This window comes from Pantoea sp. PA1 (assembly GCF_056856975.1).
This window is the reverse complement of the sequence record NZ_JBXGEE010000001.1, coordinates 111,026-126,288: the sequence shown is the minus strand read 5'-3', so window position 1 is coordinate 126,288 and position 15,263 is coordinate 111,026. Positions and strand designations below refer to the sequence as shown.

General features: G+C 50.9%; 27 protein-coding genes and 1 pseudogene. 21 read left to right on the top strand and 7 right to left on the bottom strand.

Going from position 1 to position 15,263, the window contains the following annotated elements; translation table 11 throughout:
* Positions 1 to 188: 188 nt before the first annotated feature.
* The 6 genes from AC1V0D_RS00695 to AC1V0D_RS00670 all read right to left on the bottom strand — a co-directional run bounded on the left by AC1V0D_RS00695 (position 189) and on the right by AC1V0D_RS00670 (position 3,186).
* Complete coding sequence (locus tag AC1V0D_RS00695; RefSeq protein WP_482906834.1) at positions 189 to 533, bottom strand: hypothetical protein; 345 nt, start codon at positions 531 to 533, stop codon at positions 189 to 191.
* A complete protein-coding gene (locus AC1V0D_RS00690; protein ID WP_482906833.1) occupies positions 530 to 742 on the bottom strand; it encodes a hypothetical protein in 213 nt (70 codons plus the stop codon). Before AC1V0D_RS00690 ends, AC1V0D_RS00695 begins: the two co-directional genes overlap by 4 nt.
* On the bottom strand, positions 739 to 1,620 hold the full coding sequence (locus tag AC1V0D_RS00685) for an ATP-binding protein (protein WP_482906832.1): 882 nt from the start codon (positions 1,618 to 1,620) through the stop codon (positions 739 to 741). The genes AC1V0D_RS00690 and AC1V0D_RS00685 overlap by 4 nt, the downstream gene beginning before the upstream one ends.
* A gap of 3 nt (positions 1,621 to 1,623) precedes the next feature.
* Complete coding sequence (locus AC1V0D_RS00680; protein WP_482906831.1) at positions 1,624 to 2,505, bottom strand: replication protein; 882 nt, start codon at positions 2,503 to 2,505, stop codon at positions 1,624 to 1,626.
* A gap of 78 nt (positions 2,506 to 2,583) precedes the next feature.
* Positions 2,584 to 2,886, bottom strand: a complete 303-nt coding sequence (locus AC1V0D_RS00675) for a CII family transcriptional regulator (protein WP_482906830.1) — start codon at positions 2,884 to 2,886, stop codon at positions 2,584 to 2,586.
* A 111-nt stretch (positions 2,887 to 2,997) separates the two neighbouring features.
* On the bottom strand, positions 2,998 to 3,186 hold the full coding sequence (locus AC1V0D_RS00670; RefSeq protein ID WP_078805206.1) for a Cro/CI family transcriptional regulator: 189 nt from the start codon (positions 3,184 to 3,186) through the stop codon (positions 2,998 to 3,000).
* Positions 3,187 to 3,291: 105 nt separating this feature from the next.
* Here AC1V0D_RS00670 and AC1V0D_RS00665 point away from each other — a divergent pair, with 105 nt between their 5' ends.
* The 21 genes and pseudogenes from AC1V0D_RS00665 (at position 3,292) to AC1V0D_RS00565 (ending at position 14,011) form a co-directional block, all read left to right on the top strand.
* Positions 3,292 to 4,002, top strand: coding sequence for a LexA family protein (locus AC1V0D_RS00665; RefSeq protein ID WP_482906829.1), 711 nt, complete (start codon positions 3,292 to 3,294; stop codon positions 4,000 to 4,002).
* A 73-nt stretch (positions 4,003 to 4,075) separates the two neighbouring features.
* The gene (locus AC1V0D_RS00660; protein ID WP_482906828.1) at positions 4,076 to 4,480 is read left to right on the top strand and encodes a hypothetical protein; all 405 of its coding nucleotides are present in this window, start codon (positions 4,076 to 4,078) and stop codon (positions 4,478 to 4,480) included.
* On the top strand, positions 4,477 to 4,989 hold the full coding sequence (locus AC1V0D_RS00655; RefSeq protein WP_482906827.1) for a hypothetical protein: 513 nt from the start codon (positions 4,477 to 4,479) through the stop codon (positions 4,987 to 4,989). Before AC1V0D_RS00660 ends, AC1V0D_RS00655 begins: the two co-directional genes overlap by 4 nt.
* A 684-nt stretch (positions 4,990 to 5,673) precedes the next feature.
* Complete coding sequence (locus AC1V0D_RS00650; protein ID WP_286863217.1) at positions 5,674 to 5,874, top strand: hypothetical protein; 201 nt, start codon at positions 5,674 to 5,676, stop codon at positions 5,872 to 5,874.
* 8 nt (positions 5,875 to 5,882) lie between these two features.
* Positions 5,883 to 6,113 carry a transcriptional antitermination N peptide gene (locus AC1V0D_RS00645; protein WP_482907389.1) on the top strand — a complete coding sequence of 77 codons (231 nt, stop codon included), beginning with the start codon at positions 5,883 to 5,885 and terminating at the stop codon, positions 6,111 to 6,113.
* Between the two features lie 2 nt (positions 6,114 to 6,115).
* Positions 6,116 to 6,289, top strand: coding sequence for a hypothetical protein (locus AC1V0D_RS00640; protein WP_482906826.1), 174 nt, complete (start codon positions 6,116 to 6,118; stop codon positions 6,287 to 6,289).
* Between the two features lie 59 nt (positions 6,290 to 6,348).
* Complete coding sequence (locus AC1V0D_RS00635) at positions 6,349 to 6,825, top strand: hypothetical protein (RefSeq protein ID WP_482906825.1); 477 nt, start codon at positions 6,349 to 6,351, stop codon at positions 6,823 to 6,825.
* Positions 6,826 to 6,944: 119 nt separating this feature from the next.
* Positions 6,945 to 7,232 (top strand): hypothetical protein, encoded by a 288-nt coding sequence (locus AC1V0D_RS00630; protein WP_482906824.1) that lies wholly within the window; start codon positions 6,945 to 6,947, stop codon positions 7,230 to 7,232.
* 19 nt (positions 7,233 to 7,251) lie between these two features.
* Complete coding sequence (locus AC1V0D_RS00625; protein WP_482906823.1) at positions 7,252 to 7,536, top strand: hypothetical protein; 285 nt, start codon at positions 7,252 to 7,254, stop codon at positions 7,534 to 7,536.
* A 309-nt stretch (positions 7,537 to 7,845) separates the two neighbouring features.
* Positions 7,846 to 7,986 (top strand): hypothetical protein, encoded by a 141-nt coding sequence (locus tag AC1V0D_RS00620; protein ID WP_427102727.1) that lies wholly within the window; start codon positions 7,846 to 7,848, stop codon positions 7,984 to 7,986.
* Entirely contained in the window at positions 7,983 to 8,294 is a 312-nt protein-coding gene (locus AC1V0D_RS00615; protein WP_482906822.1) for a hypothetical protein, read from the top strand. Before AC1V0D_RS00620 ends, AC1V0D_RS00615 begins: the two co-directional genes overlap by 4 nt.
* A pseudogene (locus AC1V0D_RS00610) lies at positions 8,294 to 9,112 on the top strand (PD-(D/E)XK nuclease-like domain-containing protein); the annotation flags it as partial. The gene AC1V0D_RS00615 and the pseudogene AC1V0D_RS00610, both read left to right, overlap by 1 nt.
* A complete protein-coding gene (gene recT / locus AC1V0D_RS00605; RefSeq protein WP_482906821.1) occupies positions 9,105 to 9,920 on the top strand; it encodes a recombination protein RecT in 816 nt (271 codons plus the stop codon). The pseudogene AC1V0D_RS00610 and the gene recT, both read left to right, overlap by 8 nt.
* Before the next feature lie 2 nt (positions 9,921 to 9,922).
* The gene (locus tag AC1V0D_RS00600; protein WP_482906820.1) at positions 9,923 to 10,318 is read left to right on the top strand and encodes a hypothetical protein; all 396 of its coding nucleotides are present in this window, start codon (positions 9,923 to 9,925) and stop codon (positions 10,316 to 10,318) included.
* A 49-nt stretch (positions 10,319 to 10,367) separates the two neighbouring features.
* A complete protein-coding gene (locus AC1V0D_RS00595) occupies positions 10,368 to 10,610 on the top strand; it encodes a DUF7446 family protein (RefSeq protein WP_482906819.1) in 243 nt (80 codons plus the stop codon).
* Positions 10,607 to 10,915, top strand: coding sequence for a hypothetical protein (locus AC1V0D_RS00590; protein WP_482906818.1), 309 nt, complete (start codon positions 10,607 to 10,609; stop codon positions 10,913 to 10,915). Before AC1V0D_RS00595 ends, AC1V0D_RS00590 begins: the two co-directional genes overlap by 4 nt.
* Before the next feature lie 37 nt (positions 10,916 to 10,952).
* A complete protein-coding gene (locus AC1V0D_RS00585) occupies positions 10,953 to 11,195 on the top strand; it encodes a DNA polymerase III subunit theta (protein ID WP_482906817.1) in 243 nt (80 codons plus the stop codon).
* The gene (locus AC1V0D_RS00580; protein ID WP_482906816.1) at positions 11,192 to 11,419 is read left to right on the top strand and encodes a hypothetical protein; all 228 of its coding nucleotides are present in this window, start codon (positions 11,192 to 11,194) and stop codon (positions 11,417 to 11,419) included. The genes AC1V0D_RS00585 and AC1V0D_RS00580 overlap by 4 nt, the downstream gene beginning before the upstream one ends.
* A 71-nt stretch (positions 11,420 to 11,490) precedes the next feature.
* Positions 11,491 to 11,703, top strand: coding sequence for a hypothetical protein (locus AC1V0D_RS00575; RefSeq protein WP_482906815.1), 213 nt, complete (start codon positions 11,491 to 11,493; stop codon positions 11,701 to 11,703).
* Positions 11,700 to 12,434: a DNA-methyltransferase gene (locus tag AC1V0D_RS00570; protein WP_482906814.1), complete on the top strand. Its 735-nt coding sequence runs from the start codon at positions 11,700 to 11,702 to the stop codon at positions 12,432 to 12,434. The genes AC1V0D_RS00575 and AC1V0D_RS00570 overlap by 4 nt, the downstream gene beginning before the upstream one ends.
* A 533-nt stretch (positions 12,435 to 12,967) precedes the next feature.
* The gene (locus AC1V0D_RS00565; protein ID WP_482906813.1) at positions 12,968 to 14,011 is read left to right on the top strand and encodes a site-specific integrase; all 1,044 of its coding nucleotides are present in this window, start codon (positions 12,968 to 12,970) and stop codon (positions 14,009 to 14,011) included.
* 120 nt (positions 14,012 to 14,131) lie between these two features.
* Here the strand turns inward: AC1V0D_RS00565 and queA are convergent, their stop codons facing one another.
* Positions 14,132 to 15,202: a tRNA preQ1(34) S-adenosylmethionine ribosyltransferase-isomerase QueA gene (gene queA, locus AC1V0D_RS00560; protein ID WP_009091763.1), complete on the bottom strand. Its 1,071-nt coding sequence runs from the start codon at positions 15,200 to 15,202 to the stop codon at positions 14,132 to 14,134.
* Positions 15,203 to 15,263: the final 61 nt, after the last annotated feature.

Sequence of the window (15,263 nt, the reverse complement as noted above, 5' to 3'; positions counted from 1 at the left end):
ATCACTGCTCTCCATTCTGATTGGTGGCCCGCTCCGGGATGATGCGGTAGATTTTCACTAGCTGGCTCCTTATCGAAATCTGGTAGGGAAATTAACCATTACAATGAAGCCGATAACAGCGCAGAGAAGAGCGCCAATGCAGCCAATTACGATAAGAATCCAGACTAGAATTGAACCAATTATCGAAATCATTTTTCCTTCCCATTACTCTCAATGATGCGGTAGGCGATGATGTCGACCTCAGTGGTTGATAGGTCATGGTATCCGTGATTCCACTCATAGCACTCAGCAAATTCACCCTTTTCAACCGAGCCATTTCGGAACTTAACCTCGACAACTGAGTAATCGCTTACTGGCTGGTCCCCACCACCCCACTCAATCCACTCACCCTCACCCCGCTCCTGCTGCTCCAGTATTACCGACTCGGCAATATCCATCAGAATTTTGGTTTTTTCGGATAGGAAGCAATTTTCGCGGTTGTATTTAATCTCTTCCAGCAGCTCTTTGCGCTTCTCAGAGGTTAGCTTGTTCATTGGTGACTCCTTGATTCCTGCTGCTCATCTTCCGCATCAACCATCAGGTCGTGTGCTTCTCGCGCCAGCATGTCGATAGCGTTCAGGTGCGCCCGGAACTGCTCAGGCTTCAGGTCGCGCTTCTTCGCAAGGTCGATGATTGCCAGCTGCAGATTGCGGGCCTGACGCATCAGCGGCGTATTAATTACCAGTTGAGTTACCTGTTTCATGCGGCACCCCGTGAGCGATAGGATTCCCAGGTGAAAGCGAGCGTGCAGCCGCCGCCATCGTTCATGCGGTCGATTACGCGCTCACCGATGAATGCGGTCAGCTCTTCAAGCGGGAGGTTGCTGATAAGAATCGTTGGCTTCATCTGCTCGTATCGGGTGTTGATCACCTCGAACAGAATCAGCTTTTCAGCTTCGCTGCCGAACTGCACACCAATCTCATCGATGATGAGAAGGTCTGGATCGGTGTATGCGCTGATTACCTCGTACTCTGTACGCTCCGCGTTCTTACCCCATGTTGATTTGTAAGCCCGGGCAACACGCAAAGCTGTGGTAAACATGGCTGAGTGCTGATGCTCGTTGATGACGTGCTTAGCAATAGCCAGGGCAAGATGGTTCTTACCGGTGCCAGGCTTGCCGCACATGACCATTCCGCCACCCTGCTTGCGCCGGTCGGCCCATTTGGCTGCGTAAGCTTTGCAAAGCTTCAGGCAGCGCTCTGCGTCCTGATTTGCTGGCTCGTAGTTATCCAGAGTTGAAGGCGCAAACCGCTGTGGCAGGTTCAGGTTTCCCATCAGGCGCATAATTTCGCTTTCACGGCGGCGGCGGGCAATGCTGTCCTCGTCGCTTTTCAGTCTGGAAAGCTTCTCTTCCAGGCATTTTTTGCACTCGCTCTTGGTGATCATCTCCTTCCCACCAACGCCAATGCTCATTTTCCGGCATCGCTGCTCGAATGCTCCATGCTTGTCACACACTGCCTGAATGAATTCGAAAACGGTGTTTTCAATCTGCTTAGGGGGTGAAGCAAGCTCGTCGAGTTGACGCTGCACCTTTGCGATCTTCTCGCGAGTATCGTTGGCAATCTGGTTTTCGTAGCTCATGAGTTACTCCTGCGCCCATGAGGGCATTTGAGTGTGACCGTAATCTTTCTCGTTAAACCGCTCAGCCACGGCGCGCGCCGGTCCTGTATTCTGCCGTACGGGACTCTTGGCCTGTTTTGGTTCAAACAGTCCGGTCCAGCCGTTAGCGATGCTGTTGTTGATGATTTCTTCAGGCGAATGACCATTCGCATGACACCGGCTTAACAGGTTGAGCGCCTGGGTGACGGTCTGCTTGGATTTGATTGCCTGTTTGATATCCCTGCGATATGAGACCCATGAGGCCCACAGATCTGCTGGAACGCATTCGGGCAGTACGACGTCCATCGGATCGAAGGTTTTTGCTTTTGGCTTTTCAGCCGGTTTCACTTCTTCAGGACGGGGGACTATAGGGGGTTTATTAATATTGTCTTTCTTGTCTTTTGAAGAATGTCTTTTGTGTGTCTCTAACTTCGAGACATCCAAAGTCTCTAACTTAGAGACATTTGAAGTCTCTGACTTAGAGACAAAGTTGCTAACTTGGAGACACTTGCTGAATTGCCACGCTGAGACCTCCTTGTTAACGCCGATTTGACTCCCTTCGACTATCAGACACTTCATTGAAATCAGCTCCTTCTTGGCCTTGTTCACGTTCTGACGTGACAGGCCAGTAATCTGAGCAATCTGCTCATCTGCGATGCGATCTGATTTCTTGTTGAAGCCGTACGTTTTACGGATGTAAGCCAGCATGAGCTTCAACTGACGAGCTGTTAAATCGGCGCTTGCGATAGCCTCCAGTAGTTCGTTAGCGATTCTGGTAAACCCATTATCGGTATCGACCACACGGCGCTCCACGGCCTCTTTGTCAGGCCTGATTGGTGAAACGTTGCTGTAAGCGAGATTACTCATAAAGCACCCCGCCACTGTTTACATATCCAGTTATTCCTGGCATACTTTTCTCCAGTTATTTGTGTTCGCAAATATCTATCAGGCCGAGAATGAGTTACCGCTCATCTCGGTCTTTTCTTTGGTCAGTAGCTGCTCAATACGCAACAACCTCTGAGCCATTTCAGACTCCGGTGACACCACATCCAGATACGCCAGCGCCAGACTCATCATCTGGAAGAAGCTGTGACGCTGCTTTCCTGATGGGCGCTTCATGCGGCTTACAGCTGCGTCGTCCAGGTCCAGCACCTTCGCCAGTGTTCCCTGTCCACGTTCAGCCAGTTTGTTCAGTAACTGGCTTTCAATCTCTCTCGCCTTTTTGCGATAGCTTGCAATTTCCATCATGTAAAATTCCTTTAGTTGAATAACTTGCGTGACATTGCGGTGAGCAAGTCACTTGAGGTTGCTCCGACATTTCGGTGGGAGCGGGGTCAGAGTTTTAAAGAGCGGTGTTGCTTACTTCTTGATGCTCGGGAAAGGCTTTAACTCCTCACCCTTAACGGTTCCATCGGACTGAACGGTCACAAAAATCTGTCGCCCCGTCCGAATGGCCTTGCTGATTGCACATTGGATAACGCCAAAATCTTTAGCGGCTTTCGCCTGCCCATGAATTTTTGCGTAGTCCTCAAGTGTCATTCGGTTCATAGGCTCACTCCTTGAAGATACACAACAAAGAATACTACGGGTATTCATTAAAGTAAATATCCCGGGTATTTTGAGTGTAATTACTTGCGGTATTAGAATGAGTTGATGGAAAACAAAAAGTCACTGACGACAGAACAGCTTGCAGACGCTGCGCGCCTGAAGGCTTTGTATGAGTCGAAGAAGAAAGAATTAAAAATCACTCAGTACACAATCGCTGACTCTCTGGGAATTTCTCAGGGTGCGGTCGGTCATTACATGAATGGCCGCATAGCACTCAACGTCCCGGTAGTGACCGAGTTAGCACGGCTCCTGCATGTCTCTGTTTCTGAAATCAGCCCAACCTTAGCCAAGGATGTTTCCCGCTACGCAAGCACGGTTGACGCTAATGTCTCTAATCCAAGAGACCATAAGCCAACTGCCCGCTACCCCGTTTTAAGCAAGGTTCAGGCTGGCGCATGGGATGAAGCCTGTGAACCCTATACGATTAAGGATGTCGATATGTGGCTTGAATCTGACGCACATACGCAAGGAGAGGCTTTCTGGTTGCAGGTGGAAGGCGATTCGATGACTGCGCCGATCGGACTGAGCATTCCGGCAGGAACCTATGTACTGTTCGATACAGGGCGTGAGGCGGTAAATGGCAGTCTGGTCGTAGCAAAGCTGACTGATGACAACGAAGCTACGTTCAAGAAGCTCATCATCGACGGTAGCCAGAAGTACTTAAAGGGTCTCAACCCTCAGTGGCCTATGGTGCCAGTGAACGGTAATTGTAAGGTGCTGGGTGTTGCGATCGAGACTAAGATGCGGTTGGTTTAGAGATTAAAGTTAAAAAATTCTTTACAGTTATGCTTGTAGCTTCAGGCCTAAAGATTTCATTAAGGATAATATTGTGGAAAAGATAAGCACACAAACTAGCCAAGAAGATTATAAAGAGTGGTTGCTTGAGCTGGGATATGACTGCGAAGAGCGAGAAGGCTATAATGGAATAAGAATTACCAAGAATGGTCTTCGCGTTTATATGGCAAAAACCAAGCACGATAACGTAGTCTTCTTGATAAACTTCCAGTCAAAAGACGGCCTTGACAATGATTTTATTCTTAATAAAATCAACGAGATAAATAGAACCTCAATGTCAGGTTGTTTATCTTATACTGACGGCGTTGTGCAATTTGGATTTTCTCTGATTAAACCCTATGGGATGGGACAGAGGGGATTTTCTAACTTTTTAGAATATAACATTGTACTCATCGGCTTCATTATCGAAGAAATGGGCCTTTCTGAGATCATAAAATGAATGATGATATTTTTATCAAGGCATTTCAGAGCATTGATGAAATATTGTCGCTTGATGTCGAAGTCAAAGCTGAGATTTCAGTCAGAAAAGTTCTTGATGCCAACAAAATTGAAGATTGGGATCGGGCCGAACTGGCTTATGATGAGATCCGAAAAGATCTCAGCGATGTTCCCAAAATTGCTTCCAACCTACGCAAGCCAGAGCGTATTGTAGTCAGGGTAAAAGAGCATATCTTTATCCGAAAGCATAGGATTATCATTGATGACGTCGAACAGTTAAGACGCTTAGATGCTGACCCCGATATAGTCAATGTATGGTCTAGATACTGCGAAGGTGATTTTGTTAAGTCAGATTTAGACCTGTTTAAACATGAGCAGTTAGAGTCTATAATCGAAATGAGAGAACAGGTGTCGCAAACCGAAGCGCACCGCAAGACTGTTCTTCTGGGCTATGATTGGAATCCTGATGAGGCATATTATGGCGATTCTAGTACAAATCCGGATGATTGAGACAGTTGGCAACCTCGTAACCTATTCATATACTGATGGAAACGGCCGCGAGGGTCGCTTCAACATCAACTCATCCACTGGTGAGCTATATCTCAACTCGCCAATGTCTGATGAGGGAATGAAACCCTACTTCGTTAGGGCTGCACGAAAAGTGCTGACCGACTGGAAGAGAAATGGGTATCTACCATCTAAGACAGCCTGGGCATCTTAATGCACCAAGCCACTAAAAAAGCCGGCCATTGCGCCGGTTTTTTTATGCTTGCCATTTCATAACAAACCCTGAGCGGGCCTTTTTGTGCCTGCAGATCCCACTTCGTAAAAATAAATTGCCTATCTTTTCAATAGCATAGCTATTCAACAATCGAAATAAATACTCTGGGTATTTACTTAATTAAATACTGAGAGTATTCTTTACCTCATCAGCAGGACGCAGTAACCAACAGAATGTTGGATCGCTCTTTAACATTGATGGGTTTTGTCTCCGCCGAAATGCGGTGAACCAAATTGAAGTTGGCTTTGGGATTGGATGAATGCGCAGGCTGATGCGCGGGCTTAGCTAGCTTAATTGCAAGGACAGGTTCCTAACCTGAAACCAGCCGGGTAGCTGCGGCGCAGTTCGTGGTCCGTTATGCCGGAGATCAGCGCCGGCCATCCAATCACCTAAGCCAATTACCGGAGGTGCTTATGTCTAGTCGTATCAGTTCTGAACAGAAAAAGCGGCTCTGTCGCCTCTTAGCTGAATTTGGTGTTCGGATTGAGCGTTCAATTAATGGTTTTAAGGTTCTTGGCCTCGGTAATAACACCGAGCCTCGTGCTGAGAGCTTGGATTCAGCAATTGATATGGCTGAAAAAGAATGCCATCGCATCTACGCAAAATATCTATAGGTGAAGCCATGACAATCGTAATGACCATTCTGGCCTCTGATAACGCCAGAAATCGCCGCAGGGCAAAACGTGCAGCTGAACGTGAGCAGGCTGCAGGACCAAAGCACATTAGCCGCATCGATAAGGCAGTCTCCTCCCCTTCTCTGCGTGACAGGCATGAGAGCACATCAGTGTGTCTGCCTGAGATTGCATTATTCAACGCGGGTTACCGCAAATCAGAAACAGTTACAGCGAGGTAGTTATGGCAACGCTGAAAATTAAGTATGAGAACGGCACGGAAGAGGCGATTGAAAACGCCTATACGGTTATCGATCACGGAGATGGAGAGATCAGCTATTTCATCGGCGCTGGCTTCACCAGATATCACGCCTTGCAGGTAGCTGAACATCAAATCATCGAATCTGAGGCTGCCTAACGCAGCTTTTTTATTGGCTATCGCAAATCAAAAGACATCGTAACGGCGAGAGGTTGAGTATGAGCAAATCGTGGCTCGTTCCATACCCAGAATCTGAATCCCAATATGACGGAATGCCGGTCTATTGGAAATATCAGACCACTGTGGAAGAGGATGGCATTAAGGTTTATGCCTTGCAGTATCTGGCTTTCTATCAAACCGAGCATTATGCGTGGCTGGTTCCTGCGCACTGGATTGATAATCGTAATTGCAAAGCCGAGCCAGAGCGTTGGTTGGCTGAGTGGAAGAATAAACAAGGACGATATGCCATTAAGAAGGTGGCCAAATCAGCTGAGCGATCTTTTGCTTTCTCATCAAAAAAGCTGGCTATTGAAAGCCTATTACGTAGAAAAAAATACCATCTCATGAGACTTAAGCAGGATTTGGCCGTGGTCTCTACCGTTGTGTCCCAGCTAAAGGAGGTTGACCTGACTCAACCCGTCATAGATTACAACTTTGGACACAACGCTGAGACAGAGAGTTGGGTTTTTAATTAGGTCGCTTAGGCGGCCTTTTTCACATCTGGAGGCACCATGTTAAGCGACAGTGACTGGTATTTCGGCTTGTTTGTGTTTGGCGTGCTGATGGTGCTGGGGTTTATAGCAGGAGGGAATGTATGAGTGAGTTTACGGGCAGCAAAGGGCCGTGGTTGATTTCCGATGGTAACGAAAAGTGGAATCGTATCGTCGATGCAAATGGCGACTTAATTACCACGTGTTTTGCTATGCAGAATGAAGATGACGCAAACGCCAGACTAATCGCCGCAGCGCCTGAGCTTCTTGAGGCGCTTCGCCAACTGCGTGATTACGTGGAGGACGTGTTAGCTGTGTCAACCGACGATTGTGACCCTCAGCATCCGTTAATTCGCGCGACATCAGTAATCAGCAAGGCATTGGGCCAGTAACCACTACAGGAGAGAGAGGATGGAGAAGTACGTAGAGTTATCAAACAAGGCTTTTCGGTTGAGCGACGAAATTAAGCGCCTACAAAGCGAGCTGGAAAGCGTAAATCAGGATTGGGCTTTAGCCGCTCTTGAAGAGCTTGGCGTTAAGCAGGGGCAGCAAGTAACAAGCGAAGGCAATACTTACATTGTTGACTCTCGATATGGAAATGCCACCACTGGTCAAAAATGGCTAATTGGCAGGAAGATTAAAAAGAACGGAGAGCCATTCGCCAACTCATGCACGATTTACCGCTGGGATAAGTAGCAACGCAATGGCTTGTCACGACAGGCCATGACGGTGCTACGCACCAACGCTGAGATTTCAGCAGGATAGATAACCAGAACGTTTCATCCTTATGGGGGCCGCAATGGCCCCCTTCTTTTTACACCAACCCATTCAACGGAGTATCCCCATGCAGGCTTTCGCTATCGCTGGGGCGGCATCGGGCTGCCCCAAAAACACCATGTTCGATTTCAAACTTACCGGCGCTGACGTTATGTCTTGGAAGCCAAAGAGCCGCCTGCAGCAGTTGTGGGAGCGTCTTCTGCAGGTTGTAGCGCAGGAGGGAAGACCATGAACGCACCGGCAGCAGCTGAGCAGTACCGCAAGCAGCAGGACGAGCTGGAGCGCCAGCGCGAGATGGCTGAGAAAGCCAAAGACTTCACCTTCATCAGCCTGATGCTGAAAAGCCTCGGCATAGGAGAGCGGAAATGAGACTGAACAGAACGGCCAGGAATGAGGTGCAGGATATTGCTGACGGCCTGCCAGAAAGCGAGCTGGAGCTTATCTCTGCTGAAGTCGATGCGCGGATGAATCAGCACAAGACAAACCCGCTCATGCCCGCTCTGTGCGACTTCCTGACGCGTCATTACGGCTATCCCGCTATAGAGATGTTCGATGAAGACGACGAGCAGCACGAAGCCGCTGAGGAGTTTTTGCGTGAGGCGATGGTGCGGGTAGCTAGACGTGAAGTCGCGATCGAAATCTACCGCAACAAACACGGAAATCAGGAGGCGGCGTAATGCAGCCTGGCATCTACTACGACATCAGCAACGAGGACTATCACGGCGGCCCGGGCATCAGCAAATCACAACTGGATGATATTGCGATAAGCCCGGCCATCTACCAGTGGCGAAAGCATGCGCCGGTCGATGAGGAAAAGACGGCCGCGCTGGATTTAGGCACTGCCGTGCACTGCCTGCTGCTTGAGCCTGACGAGTTCAGCAAGCGCTTTGAGATAGGCCCTGAGGTTAACCGCCGGACTACTGCGGGCAAGGAGAAGGAAAAGGAGTTTATGGAGCGGTGCGAGGCAGAAGGAATCACGCCTATAACGCACGACGACAACCGGAAGCTGAAGCTGATGCGTGACAGCGCCATGGCTCATCCGATTGCCCGGTGGATGCTTGAAGCACAGGGAAATGCAGAGGCGAGCGTTTACTGGAATGACCGCGACACCGGCGTTCTATCCCGCTGCCGGCCGGACAAAATCATCACCGATTTCAACTGGTGCGTGGACGTCAAAAGCACGGCCGACATCATCAAATTTCAGAAAGACTTCTACTCATACCGCTATCACGTTCAGGACGCCTTCTACTCAGACGGCTATGAATCGCACTTCGATGAAACACCTACCTTTGCGTTCCTTGCTGTAAGCACGTCAATTGACTGCGGCCGCTATCCGGTACAGGTGTTCGTCATGGACCAGCAGGCAAAGGATGCCGGTCGGGCTGAGTACAAACGAAACATCCACACTTTCGCAGAATGCCTGTCACGGAATGAATGGCCGGGCATCGCAACCCTATCACTGCCCTATTGGGCGAAGGAGTTAAGGAATGAGTAACCAGCCACCTATCGCCAGCGCTGACCTGCAGAAGACGCAGCAGAGCAAGCAGGTTGCCAATAAAACGCCTGAGCAGACACTGGTCGGCTTCATGAACCAGCCAGCCATGAAGAGCCAGCTTGCAGCCGCGCTTCCCCGCCACATGACGGCCGACCGAATGATTCGCATCGTCACCACCGAGATTCGCAAGACACCGGCGCTGGCAACTTGCGACCAGAGCAGCTTTATTGGTGCCGTTGTCCAGTGCTCACAGCTTGGTCTTGAACCCGGTAGCGCATTGGGTCATGCCTATCTGCTGCCGTTCGGTAATGGTCGCTCTAAATCAGGCCAGTCAAACGTCCAGCTCATCATCGGCTACCGCGGCATGATTGACCTTGCCCGCCGTTCGGGGCAAATCGTCAGTCTGTCTGCACGGGTAGTGCGCGCCGATGATGAGTTCAGCTTTGAGTATGGCCTGGACGAAAACCTGATTCACCGCCCGGGCGACAATGAAGACGCGCCAATTACCCATGTTTATGCGGTGGCACGCCTCAAGGATGGCGGCACTCAGTTTGAGGTCATGACCGCTAAGCAGGTCGAGAAGGTCAAGGCGCAGAGCAAGGCATCTTCCAATGGCCCATGGGTTACGCACTGGGAAGAGATGGCGAAGAAGACGGTCATCCGTCGCCTGTTCAAATACCTGCCGGTCAGTATCGAAATGCAGAAGGCCGCAGTGCTGGATGAGAAAGCCGAAAGTGATGTCGATCAGGATAACGCATCTGTCCTGAGTGCTGAATACAGCGTTCTTGAAGGAGACGGAGGAGAGTAACCATGCGAAAACTCGCTCAGTACCGGCGCAACAATCACCCGAACAGCGGATTTAAAGAGAAAGTCACCTTCAAGCTATCAAAAAGACCAATGACCGGGCGCGAATTATGCGCCCTTTTTCATATGACGCTCGCTGAGTTTAACCACCAGATGCGCGAATGCCTTAAGCCATGCAAATCAATCTCTATCACCTCATCCGACCCTGTGAAGGTTGGCAGAGTGTTTGACCATACCTACACGCTGGAGCGCAAGCCTAAGCGACTGGTGCCGCTTAACTCGGTGCCAATCATCATCAGCGGCGGTGGATTCGATGAGCAGCGCCGAAAGGAAGCGATCATCGCGGCAAAACGCCGGGCGCGTGTAATTGCGCTGGGGCTCAATCCGGGCTGCCTGGACTAACTATTTTCGCCGCGGCATTGAGCCTGACAGCGGCATAAGGGGTAAGAGAATGAGCAATCCATTAACGATCGGCGTCAGCCCACTTACGAACACCATCTTCGCCGGACGCAGCAAAGCAGTCAGAGGTATGGCTCTGGATGCACGCCAGTTTGTCGGCCCAAAAGAAGATGTGACCGGCCAGGTGCTCTATGCAGCCGCTATGCATCTAATGAACAGTGATGATATCAAAGTTTTTAAGCTGCCTGACGGGACGGAATTACACCTGCGTGCTGACATCAAGGAGGCGAAATGATTAGTGATTCAATTCTTGACTGTATTGCTCGAAACGATGAATGGGCGCTAACGAGGAAAGAGGTTATGGATATGGCAAAGGAGCTGCTGGCGCTGCGTAAGGCTGCAGATAAATTCAGGGTTCAGGGCGTTCAAATAGTAATCGACAAAAACCAGCAAGCCAGGGAGAGGCTGTCTGAGTTGGCGAACTTCGACGATTATGAACCATATCTTGATGGCCTTGATGATGCCTGCCAGCAGATAATAAAGGAGATTGAAGGCGGCACTCTTCCCGACAAATTTAAAAAACCAAACCTTCCGGAATAACCTCTGCGCGATATACTCCCCACAGGAGGACATCGCCATGTCACACAACTTAGCAGCACGCAGCAGAGAAGAGCGCGACAGGATTAACGTGGATTTAGCCGCGTCAGGAGTCGCTTACAAGGAGCGTATGAATCAGCCTGTTATCCCGCATGAAGTTGAGATGCAGCAGCCTGAGGCGATGAGAGAGTATTTCAGGGAGAGATTGCAGCATTACAGGAATGCTTCGCTGCAGTTTCCGCGCGGCACTGACCCGGTTTATCAGAAGGAGGAAGGCAAGTGATTGTTGATGTTTGCCGCTGTAAAAAGACAAAAGGCAATTTCATGATAGTCATTTCAGGGGCCAGCCTTCCTGATGGCGTACTGAAAATGGGTGGAAAATCCTATTCCAGCATAGACACATTCGATATGCGGTCCCCAAATCAATGTCGAATTATTGGTGTTGATGCCGATAGCGCTATGCGCGACATAACAAGTCAGGGTTATCACTTATTTAGTGCGAAATAAATGTGAGTCTCTGACAGAAAAAACAGACCTGCTCCGGCAGGTTTTTTTACGCCCAAAATTTGGAGGTAATTATGAACTTTCCAGACCCAGCAGATGAAGCCGCAGAACGCGAGCAGCAGATGATTGAGATTGCCCTGGCTAACCGAAAGCATCCAGAAATGTTGTTTACCGGCGCCTGCTATTACTGCGAAGAGGCGGTGCCGGCCGGATGCTTCTGCTCACCAGAGTGCCGGGAAGACTATGAGCGCATTGAGCGCGCTAAGAAGCAGAGGAAAGTGGCATGATTGAACTCCACTGCGGAGACTGCTTCGATGTTCTGCCCGCCATTGAGACTGGAAGCATCGACCTTGTATGCGCTGATGTTCCATACGGCACCACGGAATGCAAATGGGATTCAGTGCTAGACCTCGAGCGCATGTGGTCAGAGATTTATCGGGTAGCCAAGGAAAACGCGCCGATCGTCATCTTTTCAGCTCAGCCATTCACTAGCGTTTTAGTTGCCAGCAACCTTAAGCACTGGCGCAGTGAGTGGATATGGGAGAAAGGGAATGCCACCGGCTTTCTGAATGCCAAAAGGCAGCCATTGCGCGCCCATGAAAATATCGAAGTCTTCTATCGCCGCCAGCCAACATACAACCCGCAATTCACTCACGGACATGAGCGCAGAACCAGTAAGCGCAAGGCAGTCAATTCTGAATGCTACGGCAAGGCTTACACCTTAACAGAATACGACTCGACTTCGCGGTACCCGCGCGATGTTCAGTTTTTCTCGAGCGACAAACAGAAGGGAAATTACCACCCCACTCAAAAGCCAGTAGCGCTACTCCGATACCTAATCGAAACCTACAGCAATCCCGGCGATACCGTGCTCGATTTCACTATGGGTAGCGGCACCGCTGGCGTCGCCTGTCAGGAGTCAGGGCGCGCATTCATTGGCATTGAGAAAGACCTAGCCATTTACCAGGTGGCTTGTGAGCGCACCGGGTACCGCAATCTAGCAGTTTCTGCAGCCTAATCCCCCACCCACCCTATTCACTATCGCGCGCTGCGTGAGGAGTTGTTATGTCCAGAATCGGCATGTTCGCCCCGGCTATCATCGCCTCAATGGCCTTTGCTGCAAAAGCATGGGTGCCACCACAGTATCACTGGACCTCATACCCTTCGGCTCCTGGAGGCAGGCCAACAAATGCTGCGGCACTGAAGAGGCTGTCTAAAAAGCGGCGAAACCGCAAATGAACACCATCCACGACATTTCCCCCGGCGAGTTCCTCATGTGGCTCGCCTTTTTAATTTGCATCCTGCTGGCTCTGTGCTGGCCGTATAAGGAGTAGATATGCCGGACGAGGCATTCATGAAAGTCAGAGAGTACGCTGCGCTTATCAGAGTGTCAGCGTCAACTATCTATCGCGACCCGGCCCGATTCCACATGTTCAAGGTGGGCGGCTGCTGGCGTGCCAATTCAGAGAGCATGAAAAAGTTTGAACAGCAGGCAGCAAACGACAACAATGTTTTCCGGCTGGCTGTTGTAGGCGGTAAGGAGAAGAGGAAATGCCGATCTACAAACGAGGTAACACGTACTGGATTGATATATCGAAGCCAGACGGCTCGCGAATTAGACGCTCTGCTGGCACCAAAGAAAAAGAGAAGGCACAGCAGCTGCACGACAAGCTGAAGCATGAAGCGTGGGCTGTGAAGAATCTGGATAAGAGGCCGGAACGCCTGTTTGAAGACCTGATCATGCTGGCGCTCCGTGACGCTGAGGATAACGCCAACATCGAGAACATCAAAATCTATGCCCGCTACTGGCATGGTCTTTTTGAGGGTCGACTGGTTTCATCTGTGAGCGGCGAGGAGATTACGGAAAATCTTCCCACTCACAGCCGCATAACCCACAAGCGCCTCTCTAACGCGACGAAGAACCGCTACCGGGCATTCATCATGCGGGGTTTCTCGCTAGCCTATAAGAGCGGATGGATTGACCAGATACCCTACGCGCAGACAATGCGTGAGCCAAAGGTGCGCGTGAGGTGGCTCGATAAGAACGATGCCAGATCGCTTATCGGAAACCTTCAGCATGAGTGGATGAGAAACCTGTGCTCATTCGCTCTGCTGACCGGCGCGCGACTGCGGGAGATTCTGTCCCTCACCTGGCAGGATATCGACTTAGGGCGGCGGCGTGCAGTGGTGAAAGCGGAAGTCGCCAAGTCGGGGCGGGCAAGACAGTTGCCCCTGAGTGATGAGGCTGTACAGATTCTGAATCGGATCCCCCGCGGTTTCGAATATGTTTTTTCTTCCGATGGAACATTTCACGACTATTTCGTGCGAAGTGATTTCACCCGGGCGCTGAAGCTTTCAGGGATAAAGGATTTCCGGTTTCACGACCTGAGACATACCTGGGCGAGCTGGCATGTTCAGGACGGAACGCCGCTGATGGTTCTGAAGGAATTGGGAGGATGGGAGAAGCTGGAGATGGTGAACAAATACGCGCATCTGAGTGGTGAACATTTGAGCAGATTTAGCGGCGTTGTCACATTTCTGGCACAGGAAGGAAATTACGAGAGTGAATCTGGCAGGATAACTCTCGTAAGTTGATGTATTGAAATGATATTAATCTAGTTTCCGCAGCCGCTGGAAACCGATACATCGGAGAAACAGTCCGATGCAGATAGCCTTCTGTCACGCAGAGCGCGATTCCGGCTATCGGTTGATAAATCAGTCGCCCACTTTTTCCAGCGGCGCCTGCGGATTTTTGCTGATAAACATCGCGTCGCCATAACTGAAGAAACGATATTGCTCAGCCACGGCAGCGCGGTACGCGGCCATGGTGTGCTGATACCCGGCGAAGGCCGAGACCAGCATAATCAGGGTCGATTCAGGCAGATGGAAGTTGGTGATGAGCGCGTCGATCACCTGATACTCATAGCCCGGATAGATAAAAATCTGGGTATCGTCGAAGAATGGCGCGATCAGGGCATCCTGGCTCGCTTTGGCTGCGCTCTCCAGCGACCGGACGGAGGTGGTGCCCACCGCAACCACCTTATTGCCGCGCGCCTTGCAGGCCAGCACCGCATCAACCACCTCCTGCGGTACTTCGGCATATTCCGCGTGCATGTGATGCTCTTCGATGGTTTCGACACGCACCGGCTGGAAGGTTCCCGCCCCGACATGCAGCGTCACAAACGCCATCTCAATGCCTTTCTCTTTCAGCGCCTGCAACAGCGGCTCATCAAAATGCAGACCGGCTGTGGGTGCCGCGACGGCCCCCGGACGGGCGCTGTAGACGGTCTGATAAAGCTCGCGGTCGGCCTCTTCGTCCGGCCGATCGATATAGGGCGGCAGGGGCATATGGCCCACGCTGTTCAGAATATCGAGTACCGCGCGCTCATCATCAAATTCAATCTCAAACAGCGCATCGTGGCGGGCCACCATGGTCGCTTTCACGCTCTCATCTTCGCCCAGCAGTAGCGCTGCACCCGGCTTCGGCGCTTTTGAGGCGCGCACATGTGCCAGCACACGCTTGTCGTCGAGCATCCGCTCGACCAGCATCTCGATTTTGCCGCCGCTGGCTTTGCGGCCAAAGACGCGCGCCGGGATCACACGGGTATTGTTGAACACCAGCAGATCGCCTGGATTCAGCTTATCCAGCACGTCGGTAAAGACCCCGTGCGTCAGTGCGCCGCTGGGACCGTCGAGCGACAGCAGACGGCAGCCGCTGCGCTGCGCCTGGGGATAGTGAGCAATCAGGGATTCGGGCAATTCAAAAGCAAAATCGGCGACACGCATTGAAGTGTTCTTTCTCAGGCAAAAACAGGCGGCACAGTTTAGCGGAAAATCGACCAATTCT

Excerpts from the sequence above, each read along its gene's own strand:
- AC1V0D_RS00695 (WP_482906834.1), bottom strand. The coding sequence starts at position 533 with ATGAACAAGCTAACCTCTGAGAAGCGCAAAGAGCTGCTGGAAGAGATT.
- AC1V0D_RS00690 (WP_482906833.1), bottom strand. The coding sequence starts at position 742 with ATGAAACAGGTAACTCAACTGGTAATTAATACGCCGCTGATGCGTCAG.
- AC1V0D_RS00685 (WP_482906832.1), bottom strand. The coding sequence starts at position 1,620 with ATGAGCTACGAAAACCAGATTGCCAACGATACTCGCGAGAAGATCGCA.
- AC1V0D_RS00680 (WP_482906831.1), bottom strand. The coding sequence starts at position 2,505 with ATGAGTAATCTCGCTTACAGCAACGTTTCACCAATCAGGCCTGACAAA.
- AC1V0D_RS00675 (WP_482906830.1), bottom strand. The coding sequence starts at position 2,886 with ATGATGGAAATTGCAAGCTATCGCAAAAAGGCGAGAGAGATTGAAAGC.
- AC1V0D_RS00670 (WP_078805206.1), bottom strand. The coding sequence starts at position 3,186 with ATGAACCGAATGACACTTGAGGACTACGCAAAAATTCATGGGCAGGCG.
- AC1V0D_RS00665 (WP_482906829.1), top strand. The coding sequence starts at position 3,292 with ATGGAAAACAAAAAGTCACTGACGACAGAACAGCTTGCAGACGCTGCG.
- AC1V0D_RS00655 (WP_482906827.1), top strand. The coding sequence starts at position 4,477 with ATGAATGATGATATTTTTATCAAGGCATTTCAGAGCATTGATGAAATA.
- AC1V0D_RS00650 (WP_286863217.1), top strand. The coding sequence starts at position 5,674 with ATGTCTAGTCGTATCAGTTCTGAACAGAAAAAGCGGCTCTGTCGCCTC.
- AC1V0D_RS00645 (WP_482907389.1), top strand. The coding sequence starts at position 5,883 with ATGACAATCGTAATGACCATTCTGGCCTCTGATAACGCCAGAAATCGC.
- AC1V0D_RS00640 (WP_482906826.1), top strand. The coding sequence starts at position 6,116 with ATGGCAACGCTGAAAATTAAGTATGAGAACGGCACGGAAGAGGCGATT.
- AC1V0D_RS00635 (WP_482906825.1), top strand. The coding sequence starts at position 6,349 with ATGAGCAAATCGTGGCTCGTTCCATACCCAGAATCTGAATCCCAATAT.
- AC1V0D_RS00630 (WP_482906824.1), top strand. The coding sequence starts at position 6,945 with ATGAGTGAGTTTACGGGCAGCAAAGGGCCGTGGTTGATTTCCGATGGT.
- AC1V0D_RS00625 (WP_482906823.1), top strand. The coding sequence starts at position 7,252 with ATGGAGAAGTACGTAGAGTTATCAAACAAGGCTTTTCGGTTGAGCGAC.
- AC1V0D_RS00620 (WP_427102727.1), top strand. The coding sequence starts at position 7,846 with ATGAACGCACCGGCAGCAGCTGAGCAGTACCGCAAGCAGCAGGACGAG.
- AC1V0D_RS00615 (WP_482906822.1), top strand. The coding sequence starts at position 7,983 with ATGAGACTGAACAGAACGGCCAGGAATGAGGTGCAGGATATTGCTGAC.
- recT (WP_482906821.1), top strand. The coding sequence starts at position 9,105 with ATGAGTAACCAGCCACCTATCGCCAGCGCTGACCTGCAGAAGACGCAG.
- AC1V0D_RS00600 (WP_482906820.1), top strand. The coding sequence starts at position 9,923 with ATGCGAAAACTCGCTCAGTACCGGCGCAACAATCACCCGAACAGCGGA.
- AC1V0D_RS00595 (WP_482906819.1), top strand. The coding sequence starts at position 10,368 with ATGAGCAATCCATTAACGATCGGCGTCAGCCCACTTACGAACACCATC.
- AC1V0D_RS00590 (WP_482906818.1), top strand. The coding sequence starts at position 10,607 with ATGATTAGTGATTCAATTCTTGACTGTATTGCTCGAAACGATGAATGG.
- AC1V0D_RS00585 (WP_482906817.1), top strand. The coding sequence starts at position 10,953 with ATGTCACACAACTTAGCAGCACGCAGCAGAGAAGAGCGCGACAGGATT.
- AC1V0D_RS00575 (WP_482906815.1), top strand. The coding sequence starts at position 11,491 with ATGAACTTTCCAGACCCAGCAGATGAAGCCGCAGAACGCGAGCAGCAG.
- AC1V0D_RS00570 (WP_482906814.1), top strand. The coding sequence starts at position 11,700 with ATGATTGAACTCCACTGCGGAGACTGCTTCGATGTTCTGCCCGCCATT.
- AC1V0D_RS00565 (WP_482906813.1), top strand. The coding sequence starts at position 12,968 with ATGCCGATCTACAAACGAGGTAACACGTACTGGATTGATATATCGAAG.
- queA (WP_009091763.1), bottom strand. The coding sequence starts at position 15,202 with ATGCGTGTCGCCGATTTTGCTTTTGAATTGCCCGAATCCCTGATTGCT.